Consider the following 16,156-nt stretch of genomic DNA (forward strand, 5'->3'; position numbering starts at 1 on the left):
TCAGGCGGTCTCGGTGGAGGCGGTCTTGGCCTGGCGCGCGGCACGCGCACGGGGGCCGTGAAAATATTCCTGGATCCAGGGGTGATCGACCTGTTCGATCTCTGCCAGCGGGGCGTTGGCGATCACCTTGCGATCGGCCAGCACCGCGATGCGGTCGCAGATGGCGTACAGCGTATCCAGGTCGTGGGTGATCAGGAACACGGTCAGGCCCAGGGCCTGCTGCAATGTGCGGATCAGCCGGTCGAAGGCGGCCGCGCCGATCGGATCCAGGCCAGCAGTGGGCTCGTCCAGGAACAGCAGCGGCGGGTCCAGTGCCAGTGCCCGTGCCAGGCCGGCGCGCTTGCGCATGCCGCCGGACAATTGCGAGGGCAGCTTGTCCAGCGCGTCGGCGGGCAAACCGGCCAGCTTGATCTTCAACAGCGCCAGTTCGAAATACCAGCGCTCGGGGAATTCGCCGTGATGCTCCTTCAGCGGCACCTGCACGTTCTCACCGACGGTCATCGACGAAAACAGCGCGCCGTCCTGGAACAGCACGCCGGTGTTGCGGGTAATGTGCTGGCGATCGACAAAACGGCCCGAGCGCGCATCCGCGCCCAGTACCTGGATGCTGCCGGCATCGGGTTCGCGCAGGCCCAGGATGCTGCGCATCAACACCGACTTGCCGGTGCCCGAGCCGCCGACCACGCCCAGGATCTCGCCGCGGCGCACGTCCAGGTCGAGCTCTTCGTGGACGACCTGACTACCGAACCGGTTGGTCAGCCCGCGCACCGAGATCGCCAGCTGGTCGTCGTCGGTTTCGGGTTCGGGAGTAGTGATTTGGGATTCGGGATTGGTCACAGTAGGCCTCTCGCGAGTGCGGAGACTCCCGCGCTTATGCTTTGAACGAATTCCGAATCCCCAATGTCGAATCTCGGCCTCATCACCACCCCATCTTCATGAACCACAACGCCGCAATCGCGTCGAGGATGATGACCAAGGAAATCGTCTGCACCACCGAAGAAGTGGTGCGTTCGCCCACCGACTGCGCGGTGCCGCTCACCTTCAAGCCTTCCAGGCAGCCGATCAGGCCGATCACCAGCGCAAACAGCGGCGCTTTCGACAGCCCTACCAGAAAATGCCGCAGCTGGATGGTGTCGTGCATGCGCGCCAGATACATCTGCGGCGGGATATCCAGATCGAACGCGCCCACGGTGACGCCACCGGCCAGGCCGGCGATCATCGCGATGAAGGTCAGCAAGGGCAGGGTGAAGATCAGCGCCAGCAGGCGCGGGATCACCAGCAGATCGATCGGGTCCAGGCCCAGGGTGCGGATGGCATCCACTTCCTCGCGCGATTTCATCGCGCCGATCTGCGCGGTAAACGCGCTGGCGGTGCGGCCGGCCAGGACAATAGCGGTGAGTAGTACGGCAAATTCGCGCAGGAACGCGATCGACACCAGTTCCACCACATAGATCTCCGCGCCGAAGTCGCGCAGGATCGTCGAGCCCAAAAACGCGATCACCGCGCCCACCAGGTACGACAGCAGCACCACCAGCGGCACCGCATCCAGCCCCACCTGTTCCATGTGGTGCACGGTGGAGGTGAGCCGGAAGCGGCGCGGCTCGTGGATCAGTCGCCCGATTTTGACCAGGTTTTCGCCCAGGAAGCTGTTGAGCTCCAGAATGCCCTGGCCCACGCCGTGGGTGGTGCGGCCCAGGCGATCCAGTGCGGCGACAAAGCCGTAATCGCGCTTGGGCTTGGGGCGCTCGTCGTTGAGTTCCTCGATGGTGCACACCAGTGCCTGGTGTTCGTCGCGGAAATCGATGGCGTCTTCTTTCAGGCCCATGCGGCTGGCAAAGCGCAGCAGCTGCAGTACCCCGGCCGAATCCAGTTGCCCGATGCCACGCGCGTCGATGCGGCGCACCCCGTCGGGAACGGCTTGCAGCAGCTCGGCCTGGGGCAGGGCGGTGGCCAGGACCCAGCTGCCGGCGAGGCGTACCTCGGCATGGTCCTGCGAGTCTTGTTCGATGCGTGGCGGTTGCGGTTTGATCATGGGCGGCCTGTCCGTGGCGTCAGCATACAGTGGCTGGCGTGAGCGAATGATGGGGAGTAGCTGCGCGCACGGCGACAGCGACCGGCGATGGCGACCACGTGCCAGGCGTGCTGCGCATACACTGGCGTCCTCGCCCAGGCGCCGCTTCGATCCGACCCGCCACGCATGTCTGCTGCCACCGTTGTTCCATCGTCCGCCGGCGCAACCTACGCGCAACGTGTCGCCTTCGTGTCGGAAATCGCCGGGCGCCTGCATTCCTATGGCACCACCGCGCAGCGGCTCGAGGCGGCGGTGATCGGCCTGTCGCAGAAACTGGGGCTGGATTGCGAGCCCTGGTCCAATCCCACCGGCATCATCCTGAGCTTCAGCGACCCGACCAAGTCGATCGGCTCCAGTGACATCACCCGCGTGATCCGCCTGGCGCCGGGCGAGAACGACCTCTACAAACTCAGCGTCGCCGACTACGTGGCCGACAGCGTCGCCAACGGGCGCATGAGCATTGCCCAGGGCCACACGGCCCTGCGCCGTTTGGACCGCGAGACGGACCGGCGCGGCAAGGCCCTGCAGGTGCTGGCGTTCGGCCTGGCCGCGGCCGGTGTGGCCGGGCTGTGGAAGCTGCCGTGGCTGGACATCGCCACCGCCGGGATGATCGGCATGTCGATCGGGCTGCTCACCCAGTACACCGACAAGCGCCCGGCCACCAAGGAGGCCGGCGAAGCACTGGCCGGGCTGCTGGCCGGCGTGGTCGCTGCGCTGGTGGCCTCGCTGGTCGGCCCGCTCAATCTCAATACGGTGATCATTGCCTCGCTGGTGGTGCTGCTGCCGGGTATGTCGCTGACCAATGCGTTCAACGAGTTGGCCAGCCAGCATTGGGTGTCGGGCACGGCGCGCCTGGCCGGTGCGGTCACCACCGTGCTCAAGCTCACCGTGGGCGCGGTGATTGCGGTGACGTTGACCCAGTTGGTGGGCTTGAACCCGCAGGCCGCCGCGGTGCGCCCACAGGCCGGCTGGGTGGAATGGGCCTCGCTGCTGGTGGCCGCGTATGCGTTCGCGGTGCTGTTCAAGGCCAATCGCCGCGATTATCTGTGGATCATGGCGGCGGCCATGTCCGGGTATGTCATTGCGCGTTATGCCGGGCATGCCTGGGGTGGGCCGGCCGGCGTGTTCGCCTCGGCGATGGCATTGACCGCCGCCGGCAATCTGTTTGGACGCGTGGTGCAAAAACCCGGTGCGCTGATCCGGTTGCCGGGCATCATCATGCTGGTGCCCGGTAGCACCAGTTTGCGCGGGTTTTTGACCCTGGTGCAGCAGCAGGATGTCACCGTCGGCCAAGCTGCACTATTGGCGGTCACCAATATCGTGATGGCTTTGGTGGCCGGATTGCTGTTTGGCAATCTGCTGATCCCGGCCCGCAAGAATTTATGACAGGCCCGAACGGCGCCCAATAAAAAACGCCGGCAGTGCCGGCGTTTTTTATTGGCCTTGAATCACGCAGCCTTGGCTTTCTTGGTCGCGCGCTTGGTGGCGGTTTTGCGCGTGGCCTTCTTGGCGGTGGCCTTCTTTGCCGGCTTTGCGCCGCCGTCCTTCTTGATCAGGAAGTCTTCGACCTTCTTGCCGGCAGCGGTCAATTCAGCCAGCCAGCGCGGCTGCTTGCCGCGGCCGGTCCAGGTTTCCTGGGCATTGGCGGGATTGCGGTATTTCGGTGCAACCTTGCCCAGCTTGCGTCCGGCACGCGGACCCGGCTTGCCGGCGGCGGCCGGACGGCCCGGGCCAGCACTGGCGGCGGCGCCGAACAATTCTTCAATGGAATAACCCTGGGCTTTCGCGGCGCGGGTCAACTGGGTCCGCACCTTGGCAATCGGCGCGCGCTTGGCGACCACCGTCTGCTGCTTCTTTGCATTCTTGATCAGTGCGCCCAACTGCTTGGCCGACAGGCCGGTGAGATCGATCGACATCACTACTCCGGAAAATTGAGAGGGAAATTAAGAGCAACTAACAAAACGGCGACATATTCGAATGGCAGGCGCGGCCTGCCATCGGTTTTCTCTGGAGCGCGTCCATTCGAAATCCTGCGCACCATCCCAAACCGCACGTCACGCTTTGTTAGTTGCTCTCGGAATGCCATTCCGTGGCAGCGCCGGCCATCATAATGACAGAAAACCCATATGACAAATGCGCCGAATTACTTCGGCGCAATGTGTTCATCCAGCGGGAGGATATTGCCCGGGTTTGATCAGTTCCCAAGCCGGGAGAATAACCCGGCCTTATCCAGGTTTTCTGCCGATTCGGCGGTGCGGGCGCGATATTCAAAAGTCCCGGCCGCCAATCCACGCTCGGACACCACCACGCGGTGCGGAACGCCCAGCAGTTCCATATCGGCAAACATGGCGCCCGGTCGCAGGCCGCGATCGTCCAGCGCCGCCTCGATGCCGGCGGCGATCAATTCCTCCAGCAAGTCACCGGCCGCAGCAGCCACCTGCGCGTCCTGCTTGGGGTTGATCACGCACACCACCACCTTCCACGGCGCCATCGGCGCGGGCCAGACAATGCCGGCGTCGTCGTGGTTCTGTTCGATTGCCGCCGCCACGATGCGCGAGATGCCGATGCCGTAGCAGCCCATCTTCATCACCGCAGCCTTGCCGTTTTCATCCAGCACGGTGGCCTGCAGCGCTTCGGCGTATTTGCTGCCGAGCTGGAACACATGGCCCACTTCGATGCCGCGGGTCAGGCGCAGCTCGCCGCCGTCGCTGGCCCGGTCGCCGTCCACGACATTGCGCACGTCGGCCACGGTCTCCGGTTCGGGCAGGTCGCGGCCCCAGTTGACCCCGGTCAGGTGCACGCCCACCGCGTTGGCACCGACCACGAAATCGGCCATGGCCGCGACGTCGCGATCGGCAATGATGCGAATCGGCTGGGCCGGCTGCACCGGGCCCAGGAAGCCGGGCTCGCTGCCCAGGTGCTCACGGATCTCGCTTTCATTGGCCAGCCGGTAGTCGGCCATGCCGGCGACCTTGGCCAGCTTGATCTCGTTGACGGCGTGATCGCCACGCACCAGCACCAGCACGAAGCCGGCGGTGGTCATCACCGCGATCGACTTCACCGTGCGCTGCAGCGGCAGGCCCAGCAACTGGGCCACGTCTTCGCAGGTCTTCTGGGTGGGTGTGTCCACGCGCTGCAGGGTCTCGCCGGCAGCCGGTCGCGGTGCGGGCAGGGCGGCGCTGGCGGTTTCCACATTGGCCGCGTAGTCCGAGCCGGTGGAGAACGCCAGCGAGTCCTCGCCCGATTCGGCGATGACATGGAATTCCTGCGAGGCATCGCCGCCGATTGCCCCGGAGTCGGCCTGCACCGCGCGGAACTCCAGCCCCAGCCGGGTGAAGATGCGGATATAGGCGGCCCGCATGTTGTCGTACTCGCGCGCCATGTCCGCATCGGTGAGATGGAACGAATAGGCGTCCTTCATCAGGAACTCGCGTGCACGCATCACGCCGAAACGCGGGCGGATTTCATCGCGGAACTTGGTCTGGATCTGGTAGAAATTCAGCGGCAGCTGCTTGTAGCTGTTGATTTCCTGGCGCGCGAACTCGGCCGCGGCTTCTTCGGCGGTCGGGGTGTAGCAGAACTCCTGTTCCTTGCGGTCCTTGATCTTCAGCAATTGCCCGCCGAACTTTTCCCAGCGGCCGGTTGCGTCCCACAGCTCGCGCGGCTGGATGGTGGGGAACAGCACTTCCACCGCCCCGGCGCGGTTCATTTCCTCGCGCACGATGGCCTCGACCTTGCGCAGCACGCGCAAGCCCAGCGGCGACCAGGTGTACAGCCCGGAGGCCAGCTTGCGGATCATGCCCGCGCGCAGCATCAGACGGTGGCTGACCAGCTCGGCGTCGGCCGGGGTTTCCTTGGTGGTGTGCAGGTGGAACTGGGAAAGACGCATCGGGCTTCGCTTGAGGCGGAAAGCCGATAGTTTGCCAGTGTCGTGCCCTGCAGGTCATCGGCGATGCCCCGGCGGCGCGTTGCGTGCACCGGCGCGTGGCCGGTGCGCAGGGCTCAGGTGCTGGGGCCGCCGGCCGGTGCCGGCTTGCAATAGGCCTTGGCGGCGGCCTCGGCCAGATTGCGCTGCGCGGCGCGCGCTTCCGGGTCCAGCGGGGTGCCAGGCTTGCCGTCGCCGGCGCCCATGGTCACTTCGCCCTTGCCGCTGAGCAGCTCCAGATTGCGGCGTGCGGTGAGGCAGTCGGCCGATTCGGGCGCGGCCGTTTCCGGGGCGGCGATGGCGGCGGTGCCGCTGCGCGCGTCGATCCGGCGCGACTCGTAGCGCTGGCCGGTCGGGGGCGGGGTCTCGGTGTAGTGGGTCACGCCCTTGGCGTCCTTCCACTTGTATAGATCGGTGGCGCCGGCGGCGGCGCTGACCAGCATCAACAGGGCGCAGAGCCCGGACGACAGGTGCATGAGGCTTCCCCTAGATGATTCCCGCGGCGATTGCAGCATTCAGCGACCGCCGTGGCAAGTGATCGATGGGCCGGCAGGGCGCATCAGGCCGGGCCGCGCTACCGCCGGACGGACCTCAGGCCCTACACTTGCCGGATGGATGAAATGAGACCGCCCCCGCGTTCGCGCACGATCTACCTGCTGCCGAACCTGTTCACCACCGCCGGGTTGTTCTCCGGCTTCTACGCCATCATTGCTGCCGCCAACGGCCAGTTCGTGCAGGCCAGCATGGCGGTGTTCGTGGCCGCGGTGATGGACGGGCTGGACGGCCGCGTGGCGCGCCTGACCAACACCAGCAGCGAATTCGGCGTGCAGTACGACTCGCTGGCCGACCTGGTCAGCTTCGGCATGGCGCCGGCGCTGGTGATGTATCACTGGTCGCTGTCGGCGCTGAAGTTCGACAGCAGCGTGATGGGCCGGGTCGGCTGGTCGGCGGCGTTTCTGTATGCGGCCTGCGCCGCCCTGCGGCTGGCGCGCTTCAATACCCAGGTCGGTGTGGTCGACAAGCGCTGGTTCATCGGCCTGGCCAGCCCGGCCGCGGCCGGCTTGATGATGTCCTTCGTGTGGGCCTTCGCCGACGACAGCCTGGGCCTGGATGGCGAGCAGCTGCGCTATGTGGCGCTGGGTGTCACGGTGGTGTCGGCGTTGCTGATGGTCAGCCGGATCCGGTTCTGGAGCTTCAAGGGCGGCGAACGCGGCCCGCGTGCGGATCGGGTGCCGTTCCTGGCGCTGGCGATCGCGGCGGTGGTCATCGCGCTGCTGGTCATCGACCCGGCACGTTCGCTGCTGGTGATCGGTGTGCTGTACGCCTTGTCCGGCCCGGTGATGTGGCTGTGGCGGCGCGGACGCAGGACGCCCGAGCTGCCATGAGCGAGATGGCCGTCGCGCCGGTGTGGTCGGACCTGCAGGTGAGTTGCCTGCAGGCGATGGGGCACACCGTCTATCTGGACCGTGACACGGTGGAGGCCGAGCCGGCGCCTGCCGTGGCCGAGGCGCCGGCTCCGGCGCGTGAACCGGCGCGCCCGCAACACGCCGCGCCTGCGCCCAGCGCAGCACCTGCCCCACGCCGCAGCGCACCGGCTGCGCCGTCCGAACCACCTGTCGATGTCAGCGTTCGTCCGTCCGCGCCTGCCGCACCGCGGCGTGGCCGTGTGGGCATGCCCGACAGATTGCAGATTGCCTTGTTGCGTGCATCCGGCTGCAATCCCGGTGACCCCCAGACCCAGGCCTTGATGGCCTCGTGGCCGCTGGCCGAATTGCGCGGCAACCCGGCCGCCAAGCGCGCGCTGTGGCCGCAGCTGCGCGCCCTGCGCCGGCGCCAGGGCCCGGCGTGAGCGCCATGAACGCGCCGATGCCCACTGCCCTGCGCGCCATGCGTGAGAGCGACCTGGACGCGGTCATGGACATAGAGCGCCGCGCGTATCCGTTTCCGTGGACGCGCAGCATTTTTCGCGATTGCCTGCAGGCGGGGTATCCGGGCTGGGTGATGGAGCAGGCCGGGCAGATCATTGGCTACGGCGTGATCAGCATTGCTGCCGACGAGGCGCATGTGCTCAACGTCTGCATTGCACCGGAAGCACAGTCGCAAGGACACGGCCGTGTGTTGCTGCGCGCGCTGATCAAGGCGGCCTGCGACCGCGGCGCGCGGCGCGCGTTTCTGGAAGTGCGCCCGTCCAATCCGTCGGCGATTGCCTTGTACCACTCCGAAGGGTTCAACGAGATCGGGCGACGTCCGCGCTACTACCCCGCACACACTGGGCGCGAAGATGCCCTGGTGATGGCGATCGAGTTGTTCTTCGAAGGCATCTCCTGACCGATCGTGTGGCGCGCAGGCTTTGCGACGCCCTGGTATGACTGACTGATTGAAAGTTGGCCGCGTGGTTACGTGGCGGGCACGTGTGCGTTGACGCTCGGCACCGTCATCGAACGTGCATGCAGGTGTACGCGCTTGCACGGCATGCGTGTGTGCATGCGTCACAGCTGACGTTGCGGTCGCAACGTGCACGCGGTAGGTCAGCTCATCATGGCGACGCACGCGCTGATTGATACGCCGCGGGATTGGACATGTGTGCGCATGATCATTCGCTGCGCTGCACATCGCACGGAAGTGCACGTCATCGGCAACGCGTGTTGCTGTGTTTGTACCGGTCTCCAGCGCTCAGTGATGTGCCCTGATCGCTCTGCTTGATGTGCCATCTCACATGCGCGATCACACATCGTGCTTGCGCTGCTGCACGCCACCACGCGCTGCACGTCATGTTGCATTGCAGTGTCCTCGCTGCTGTCTCTGCATGTCTGCGTCATCGCGTTTTGTCTTCTCTTGAATGTCCCGCAAGCGTTTGCGTGACTGCGCGTGCACATCGACACATCGCCTAGATACAACCGATTGCGATGCTCCTAGTATCCGTGTCGCGGAAACTGAAAAGTACACAGATGAAAAGTATGTTCCGAGCGCTCTAGTCGAGCGATGTGCCGCTGCGCGGTGCGTCGAACTTATCCGAGGGAGACATCAAGATGAAGCCGAAATTCTCAACGGCGGCCGCCGCGTCGCTGTTTGTCGGGTCGTTGCTGGTGATTGGCGTTGCCAGCGCCGATCCTGCACTGGAAGTTGCCACGACAGGCTGGGCTACGCAGAACGGTGGCACCAAGGGCGGCTCCAAAGCCGCGGCCGCCAATATCTACACGGTCAAGAACGCTGCCGAGCTGAAAGCTGCGTTGAAAGCCAGTGTTGGCAGCAACGGACGCATCATCAAGATCAGCGGCGTGATCGACGTCAGCGAAGGCAAGGCCTATAGCACCACGGCCGACATGAAGAGCCGCGCGCGTCTGGACATTCCCACCAAGACCACCTTGATCGGCATCACCAGCAACGCGGAAATCCGCGAAGGCTACATGTACGTCAAGGCAAATGACGTCATCATCCGCAACATCACCATCGAAAATCCGTGGGATCCGCAGCCGGTCTGGGATCCGGACGATGGCAGCGCGGGCAACTGGAACTCCGAGTACGACGGGTTGACCGTGGAAGGCGCCAGCAACGTCTGGGTGGACCATGTGACCTTCACCGATGGCCGCCGTACCGACGATCAGAACGGCACCGCCAACGGCCGCCCCAAGCAGCATCACGATGGTGCGATGGACGTCAAGAAGGGCGCCAACTACGTGACCATTTCGTATTCGGTGTTCAAGCTGCACGAGAAGAACAGCCTGATCGGCTCCAGCGACAGTGCATCGAGCACCGACTCCGGCAAGCTCAAGGTCACCATCCACAACACCTTGTTCCAGGACATTGCCGCACGTGCGCCGCGTGTACGCTTCGGCCAGGTGCATCTGTACAACAACTACCACCTCGGCAGCACCAGCAATAAGGTGTACCCGTTCTCGCATGCGCATGGCGTGGGCAAGGAATCGAAGATATTCTCCGAGAACAATGCCTTCGACATCAGCGGCGTGAGCAGCTGCACCAAGATTGCCGGCGACTACAAGGGCAGCGTGTACCGCGATCAGGGCTCGTTGATCAACGGCAAGGCACTGACCTGCAGCTGGAACAGCAACATTGGCTGGAAGCCGCCGTATACCTACAACATCCTGCCGGCCAACAAGGTGGCAGCGGACGTCAAGGCCAAGGCTGGCGCCGGCAAGCTGTAACGCCGAGCGCATCCTGCACCGCTGCGTCATGCAGCGGTGCGAACGCAGCACACAACGCCTGCAGCGATGCAGGCGTTGTGCGTTGTGTGCAATGGCGTGTTTGCTGTGCTGATGGTTTGCGTGGCAGGCCGCGCAGCGTGGGTGACAAGGCGGATCTGGATTCTCGTTTAACGACGCGCACGGCCTGGCGATTCAGTTGGCGCTGTTGTCGGAGCGCCACGTGTTCCGGATCGGCGGGACCCGTGATTGCAAGGATGGAGTGCAGGGCATCGGCGGCCGCACCCATCTCGATCGCGTGGAGCAGATCAACGGCGCGCCGATGGTGTGCATGCTCACTACCGCGATCGGTTGGAAGCAGCGTGATGCGTACAGTCGGTTGCCGAGCACGGCCGTGGCTGCGGCGGTGCTGGCGTATAGGGGCGCCGGAGGACCTTAGAGCGGCTAACAAAACGTCGCGTCCGCCTGGCGCCTGCGCAGTCGTTTTGATTGCTGCTCTTAGCCGGTAAGTGCCGCAGCCGAATGGCTGCGGACAGTGCATGCATCAAACGCCTGCGCCATGTGGCGCAGGCGTCGTGCTTCAGAGCTTGGCGCGCTGCTCGCGCAGACCGGTCAGCTGGGTGGTCCAGTCGTTCAAGCGTGCGCGTTCCTGCTCGACCACCGCCGCTGGTGCGTTCTGCACGAAGGTGGCGTTGCCGAGCTTGCCGTTGCACTTGCCGATCTCGCTCTCCACGCGCTTGATCTCCTTGTCCAGGCGGGTGCGTTCGGCATCCATGTCGACCAGGCCTTCCAGCGGCACCAGCAAGGTGAGCTCGCCCACGATAGCAGCGGCGGCCGGCGGAGCCTCCTGGCCGGCGGCCAGCCAGTCGATGGCTTCCAGCTTCAGCAGGAACGCCAGCTGCGAGGCGAAACGTGCCACGCGCGCACGGTCGTCGCTGCTGCCGGCCTGCAGCCACAGGCGCACCTGTTTGGATGGCGGCACGTTCAATTCGCTGCGCACGCGGCGCAGTGCCGAGACCATCGCCTTGAGCCATTCGATATCGGCTTCTGCACCGGCGTAACCGCTGGTGTCGACATCGCCACGCTGCGGAAAGGCTTGCAGCGAGATCGTGTCGCCGGTGATGCCCAGGCGCGGCGCCACCTGCTGCCACAGTTCTTCGGTCACGAACGGGGTGAGCGGATGCAGCAGCCGCAGTAGCGCTTCCAGCACATAGAGCAGCGTGTGGCGGGTGCTGTCGGCGGCGTCCTGCACCGCGCCGTTGAGCGCAGGCTTGGCGAGTTCGACAAACCAATCGCAGAACGCATTCCAGGCGAATTCGTACAGCGTTTGCGCGAGCAGGTCGAATCGGTAGTTGGCGTAATGCACCTGCGCTTCGGCGGCCACCGCGTCCAGGCGCGCCAGGATCCACCGTTCGGTTTCGGTCTGCGGCTGCGGTACGCCGCTGAACTGCGCGCCCTCGGTGTTCATCAGTACGAAGCGTGTGGCATTCCACAGCTTGTTGCAGAAATTCTTGTAACCCTCGGCGCGGCCCAGATCGAACTTGATGTCGCGGCCATGCGTGGCGAGTGCGGCAATGGTGAAGCGCAGCGCGTCGGCGCCGTGGGCGATGATGCCGTCCGGGAATTCCTTGCGTGTGGCCTTTTCGATTTTTTCGGCCATGCGTGGCTGCATCAGGCCGCTGGTGCGCTTGGCCACCAAATCTTCAATGCTGATGCCGTCGATGATGTCCAGCGGGTCGAGCACGTTGCCCTTGGACTTGGACATCTTCTGGCCCTGCGCGTCGCGGATCAGGCCGGTGATGTAGACATCGCGGAACGGCACCTGGCCGGTGAAGCTGTCGGTGGCCATGATCATGCGCGCCACCCAGAAGAAGATGATGTCGAACCCGGTGACCAGCACCGACGACGGCAGGTAGCGCGCGAAACCGCGCTCATCCATCGCCTGCGCATCCGGCCAGCCCAATGTGGAGAACGGCCACAGCTGCGAGGAGAACCAGGTTTCCAGCACGTCGCTGTCCTGGGTGAGGCGGAATTGAGCCGGGATTTGTTCCTGAATCGCCGAGTGGAAGTCAGCGGTGCGGATAATGCTGATGCATGTAAGCAGCGCAGACTGCACTTCTTTGGGAAGAGAGTCGTTGGATTCAAGATACTTCTTGTATGCCGAACGTTCATCGTGGCCGACATAGCACTTGCCCGCCTCGTCGAACCACGCCGGAATGCGATGGCCCCACCACAGCTGACGGCTGATGCACCAATCCTGGATGTTTTCCATCCAGTGGCGATAGGTGTTGATCCAGTTCGGCGGCACGAACTTGACCTGGCCGCTTTCCACCAGCTTCAGGCCGCGCTTGGCCAGCGCATCCATCTTCACGAACCACTGGTCGGTGAGATACGGCTCGATCACCTGGCCGGTACGGTCGCCGCGCGGCACCTGCAGCTTGTGGGGTTTGGTTTCCACCAACAGCCCGAGGTCTTCCAGCTCGGACAGCACCAGCTTGCGCGCATCGTAACGATCCAGACCGCGGTAGCGCTCCGGTGCGTTGTCGTTGATGGCGGCGGTGACGGTGAACAGGTTGATCAGCGGCAAGTCATGCCGCACACCCACCTGGTAATCGTTGAAGTCATGCGCCGGCGTGACCTTGACCACCCCGGTGCCGAACGCGCGGTCCACGTAATCGTCGGTGATCACCGGCACCAGACGGCCGGTCAGCGGCAGCACGATCTGTGCGGCATGCAGCGTGGCGTAGCGCGCATCGTCCGGATGCACCATCACCGCGGTATCGCCGAGCATGGTTTCCGGGCGCGTGGTGGCGACCACCAGGTAATCGCGGGTTTCGCGCAGGGTCTCGACGCCATCGGCATCGTGCTCGACGTGTTCGTAGGTCACACCGTCGGCGAGCGGGTAGCGGATCGACCACAAAAAGCCGTCTTCTTCGACGTTTTCCACTTCCAGATCGGAGATGGCGGTCTTCAGCACCGGGTCCCAGTTGACCAGGCGTTGGCCGCGGTAGATCAGGCCCTGTTCGTACCAGCGCACGAACGCCTCGGTGACCGCGGCCGAGGGCTGTGGGTCCATGGTGAAGGTGCTGCGCGACCAATCGCTGGAGGTGCCCAGCCGGCGCATCTGGCGCTCGATGGTGTCGCCGGATTGCGCCTTCCATTCCCACACCTTGGCGATGAAGCCCTCACGCCCCAGCGTGTCGCGCGTTTCGCCCTTGCCTTCCAGTGCGAGGTTGCGCGAGACCACCATTTCCGTGGCGATGCCGGCATGGTCGGTGCCCACCTGCCACAAGGTGTCGTAGCCGCGCATGCGGTGGTAACGCACCAGCGCATCCATCAAGGTCTGCTGGAACGCATGCCCCATGTGCAGCGTGCCGGTCACGTTCGGCGGCGGCAGCAACACGGTGTAAGGCTCACCATCGCCGGACGGCACGAAATAACCGGCAGCCTCCCACTGAGCGTACAAGCGCGATTCGAAGGAAGAGGGGTCGTAGCTGGAGGCGAGTTGTGTCATGGTGGAATCAAAAGGAGACTGGAAATTTGAATGATCGAAGCGGCGCTAGTTAGCACCAGAATGCAGTTTTTTTCGTTTTTTCAGAGATGGGAAGTAACGTAATTGGAAAATCTGTCAGTGATTCATTGCGCCATAAGCTTGTGTCAGCTTACGCAGTCCATCGCGAAACTTACAGAAGCTTGGAGACTGATTGAGCTCTACATCCATCTTGGGGCAGATATGGTCGGCCCATGCATGCTTGACCTCGCCAGGTAGCGGCCAGCCAGCTTTCATGATGGCTGCAGATCCGCCAGGGTGAACTGCGTCCGCCAATAGCTCCCAGGTTCCACAGATGCTGTCCTGCTGGTAGCCCGAAAGTATTTCTTTTCTTGCTTTTGGATAGGCAGCGAGCACAGCTGGCTTGTCACCCAGGAACCAGGATTCCATTTCCTCGATCGCGAGGCGAAAAAGAGTCTTCGGCGCCGGATTGCACCGCTGCAGCACGGCTTTCAAATCGGCCAGGAAAGTAGCGCAGTCGCGTCGATCACTATCTAAGACAACAACTACTGCGTCTACGCCTTGCGTCCTGCCGTACCCGCTGAGGAGTCTGGGAAGCTGGTTCAATAATGCGCGCTTCGCAGGGTCTGCAGTAGTCGAAAGGCCGGCTGGTAGTCGTCCGATTCCTTTGTAGGGGTGGATGCGCCACGTATGCGGTTCTCCATGGAGCCCGATGACGGCTGGCAGCAGCATGCTCACCACCTTGGCGCCAGAACTGTCTTCCACAAGGACTTCAATATGCATACTTATTTTGTATCCAAGTAGTCGCCATACCAAAGTCCACCGAGGGGCAATCCTTCTTCTACGAGATTACGCACCAAATCGATATCGGACGCCCGGCAAATGGTGGAAAATCCATTTTTTCCTTTCTCGAGTATCCAGACTTCCTTGGTTGAAAGTGCATCTACGAAATAGGGCTGGTGGGTGGTGACGAAGATCTGTGGGGCGTTCTTCTTTCCCGTGGCATGGCTTCGCAGTTCACTCGCAAGTGAATCGAGTAATCGATGGTAAAGACCGTTCTCGGGCTCCTCGATGCAGATAAATGGTGGTGGTTCAGGATCTTCCATCAAGAGCAGGTATGCAAATATTTTCAGCGTTCCATCCGACATCTGGCCAGCATAGAAGGGATCGTTGAAGGCACCATCGTTGAATTGAAGAAGCACGCGTTTGTCTTGCGTCACAGTTGTTCTGATGCTGTGCACGCCAGGAATTTTTGCCGCGATACGGTCAAGGATTGTTTTGAAACGTTCTTTATGTTCGCGTTCCATATATTGAACGACGTTTCCGATGTTTTCGCCATGCACATCGAGATGTCGCTGAGCCCCGGCCGAAGGTATGGAGCGTGCAGAGTCCGGGTGGAAATAGGAGAGATACCAGCCTTTCAGGAAGTCGCGGAAACGCTTGATGCGCGGATGCTCTTTCAATGTGCCAAGAGTTGCAATTCCCAACTGGCGCAAATCAGTGAGCTCCACATCCTCTTGAGCGCGATCTTCTTCGCCGCTGGATGTTTCCACCGCTTCTTCGCCAGCCCATACCTTTCCAACGCCGTGATGCAGGCGTAAGAATGGGTAGGGGCGGCCGTGTTTCTGTCCTTTGCGACGTTGCTTGAGAACCTCTGACTCGACGAATGGTCGCCCGCTGCTGTCCAGATTGATGGCCAGCTCGTAGGTGATGGGGCGTTCGCCCTTGGCTTCTCGGTAATAGATATCGAACCGTATGGATTCCTCAGTTCCCAAGGAGCGCATGCGCTCAAAGCCTCCGCGTTGTTTATCGTCGCAGGCCGATTCCACGTCCTTCGATAAGCAGTCGGCGACAAAGCCGAAGGCATCGAATAGCGTGCTTTTTCCGACACCGTTCTTGCCGATGACAACGGTGAAAGGAGTCAGCGGATCACCCTGCTGTTCAGCAGATAGGCGTCCAAGCGTGATATCGCGCAGCGCGCGATAGTTGCGGACACGAAAGCCTTCGATTAATGCCATATCCTTCCCCTACATGTCGTATTTCGTGAGTTCCAGGCCCAGGGCCTTGTACTGCTTCCAGCGTTCGCGCAGCGGTTCGCGGGCGGCGGGGTCGGCGGGCACCACTTCCAGCACGCGGTCGCAGGCGCCCAGGTACGGGTCGTCGCGCAGGTTGATCACCAGCGGGCGCGAGGGCGCGGCGAACTCGGGCGTTGCGATCAGCACCGGCGCCAGTTCGTCTTCCTCATCGGTGCCGGCGATCTGGTGCGGCACATAGGCTTCGTCGTCGAACGCCCACAACAGGTCATCCAGCGCCTCGGCCTGTGCGGCATCGCGCGCCAGGATCAGCGTGGACAGGTTGGCATCGTTGGCCTTGCGCGCCAGCTCGCAGACCAGCCGCAGCGGTTCGTCGAGGAAGCGCGGTTTGGCGATCAGGTAAAAGTCGGCACGGGGCATCAGGGCAGGGAATCGGGAGAGGAGAATTGGGAATGG

General features: G+C 63.3%; 15 protein-coding genes. 6 read left to right on the forward strand and 9 right to left on the reverse strand.

All coding sequences use genetic code 11. The features are described 5' to 3' along the window. Both ACD584_RS04025 and ACD584_RS04030 read right to left on the reverse strand, forming a co-directional pair. Positions 1 to 837, reverse strand: a complete 837-nt coding sequence (locus ACD584_RS04025; RefSeq protein ID WP_076036444.1) for an ABC transporter ATP-binding protein — start codon at positions 835 to 837, stop codon at positions 1 to 3. Positions 838 to 919: 82 nt separating this feature from the next. Further along, entirely contained in the window at positions 920 to 2,032 is a 1,113-nt protein-coding gene (locus ACD584_RS04030) for an ABC transporter permease (protein ID WP_012439264.1), read from the reverse strand. A gap of 165 nt (positions 2,033 to 2,197) precedes the next feature. Between ACD584_RS04030 and ACD584_RS04035 the strand changes: the two genes are divergently transcribed. Further along, positions 2,198 to 3,457: a threonine/serine exporter ThrE family protein gene (locus tag ACD584_RS04035; RefSeq protein WP_016945119.1), complete on the forward strand. Its 1,260-nt coding sequence runs from the start codon at positions 2,198 to 2,200 to the stop codon at positions 3,455 to 3,457. 62 nt (positions 3,458 to 3,519) lie between these two features. On the opposite strand, the gene ACD584_RS04040 is transcribed toward ACD584_RS04035, so the two are convergent. The 3 genes from ACD584_RS04040 to ACD584_RS04050 form a co-directional block, all read right to left on the reverse strand. Continuing rightward, positions 3,520 to 3,987, reverse strand: coding sequence for an H-NS family nucleoid-associated regulatory protein (locus ACD584_RS04040; protein ID WP_011035880.1), 468 nt, complete (start codon positions 3,985 to 3,987; stop codon positions 3,520 to 3,522). 278 nt (positions 3,988 to 4,265) lie between these two features. After that, positions 4,266 to 5,960, reverse strand: a complete 1,695-nt coding sequence (locus ACD584_RS04045) for a proline--tRNA ligase (RefSeq protein ID WP_076036443.1) — start codon at positions 5,958 to 5,960, stop codon at positions 4,266 to 4,268. A gap of 113 nt (positions 5,961 to 6,073) precedes the next feature. Continuing rightward, on the reverse strand, positions 6,074 to 6,472 hold the full coding sequence (locus ACD584_RS04050; protein WP_040941817.1) for a DUF4124 domain-containing protein: 399 nt from the start codon (positions 6,470 to 6,472) through the stop codon (positions 6,074 to 6,076). A gap of 135 nt (positions 6,473 to 6,607) precedes the next feature. On the opposite strand from ACD584_RS04050, the gene pssA reads away from it, so the two are divergent. The 5 genes from pssA to ACD584_RS04075 all read left to right on the forward strand — a co-directional run bounded on the left by pssA (position 6,608) and on the right by ACD584_RS04075 (position 10,595). Further along, positions 6,608 to 7,381, forward strand: a complete 774-nt coding sequence (pssA, locus tag ACD584_RS04055) for a CDP-diacylglycerol--serine O-phosphatidyltransferase (RefSeq protein WP_042596438.1) — start codon at positions 6,608 to 6,610, stop codon at positions 7,379 to 7,381. Beyond that, entirely contained in the window at positions 7,378 to 7,845 is a 468-nt protein-coding gene (locus ACD584_RS04060) for an alanine acetyltransferase (protein ID WP_076036442.1), read from the forward strand. Before pssA ends, ACD584_RS04060 begins: the two co-directional genes overlap by 4 nt. Next, positions 7,842 to 8,324 carry a ribosomal protein S18-alanine N-acetyltransferase gene (gene rimI, locus ACD584_RS04065; protein ID WP_042596436.1) on the forward strand — a complete coding sequence of 161 codons (483 nt, stop codon included), beginning with the start codon at positions 7,842 to 7,844 and terminating at the stop codon, positions 8,322 to 8,324. Before ACD584_RS04060 ends, rimI begins: the two co-directional genes overlap by 4 nt. A gap of 701 nt (positions 8,325 to 9,025) precedes the next feature. Further along, entirely contained in the window at positions 9,026 to 10,159 is a 1,134-nt protein-coding gene (locus ACD584_RS04070) for a polysaccharide lyase family 1 protein (RefSeq protein WP_076036441.1), read from the forward strand. Positions 10,160 to 10,355: 196 nt separating this feature from the next. Further along, positions 10,356 to 10,595, forward strand: a complete 240-nt coding sequence (locus ACD584_RS04075) for a hypothetical protein (RefSeq protein WP_228437964.1) — start codon at positions 10,356 to 10,358, stop codon at positions 10,593 to 10,595. Between the two features lie 141 nt (positions 10,596 to 10,736). Here ACD584_RS04075 and ACD584_RS04080 read toward each other — a convergent pair whose 3' ends face one another. The 4 genes from ACD584_RS04080 to ACD584_RS04095 form a co-directional block, all read right to left on the reverse strand. Next, positions 10,737 to 13,670 (reverse strand): valine--tRNA ligase, encoded by a 2,934-nt coding sequence (locus tag ACD584_RS04080; protein WP_076036440.1) that lies wholly within the window; start codon positions 13,668 to 13,670, stop codon positions 10,737 to 10,739. 114 nt (positions 13,671 to 13,784) lie between these two features. After that, positions 13,785 to 14,450 (reverse strand): hypothetical protein, encoded by a 666-nt coding sequence (locus ACD584_RS04085; RefSeq protein ID WP_043921595.1) that lies wholly within the window; start codon positions 14,448 to 14,450, stop codon positions 13,785 to 13,787. Positions 14,451 to 14,452: 2 nt separating this feature from the next. Further along, the gene (locus ACD584_RS04090; protein WP_014506588.1) at positions 14,453 to 15,685 is read right to left on the reverse strand and encodes an AAA family ATPase; all 1,233 of its coding nucleotides are present in this window, start codon (positions 15,683 to 15,685) and stop codon (positions 14,453 to 14,455) included. Between the two features lie 9 nt (positions 15,686 to 15,694). Further along, a complete protein-coding gene (locus tag ACD584_RS04095; RefSeq protein WP_005995970.1) occupies positions 15,695 to 16,120 on the reverse strand; it encodes a DNA polymerase III subunit chi in 426 nt (141 codons plus the stop codon). Positions 16,121 to 16,156 lie beyond the last annotated feature (36 nt).

The organism is Xanthomonas sp. NCPPB 2922, assembly GCF_041520885.1.
Lineage (GTDB): Bacteria > Pseudomonadota > Gammaproteobacteria > Xanthomonadales > Xanthomonadaceae > Xanthomonas > Xanthomonas campestris.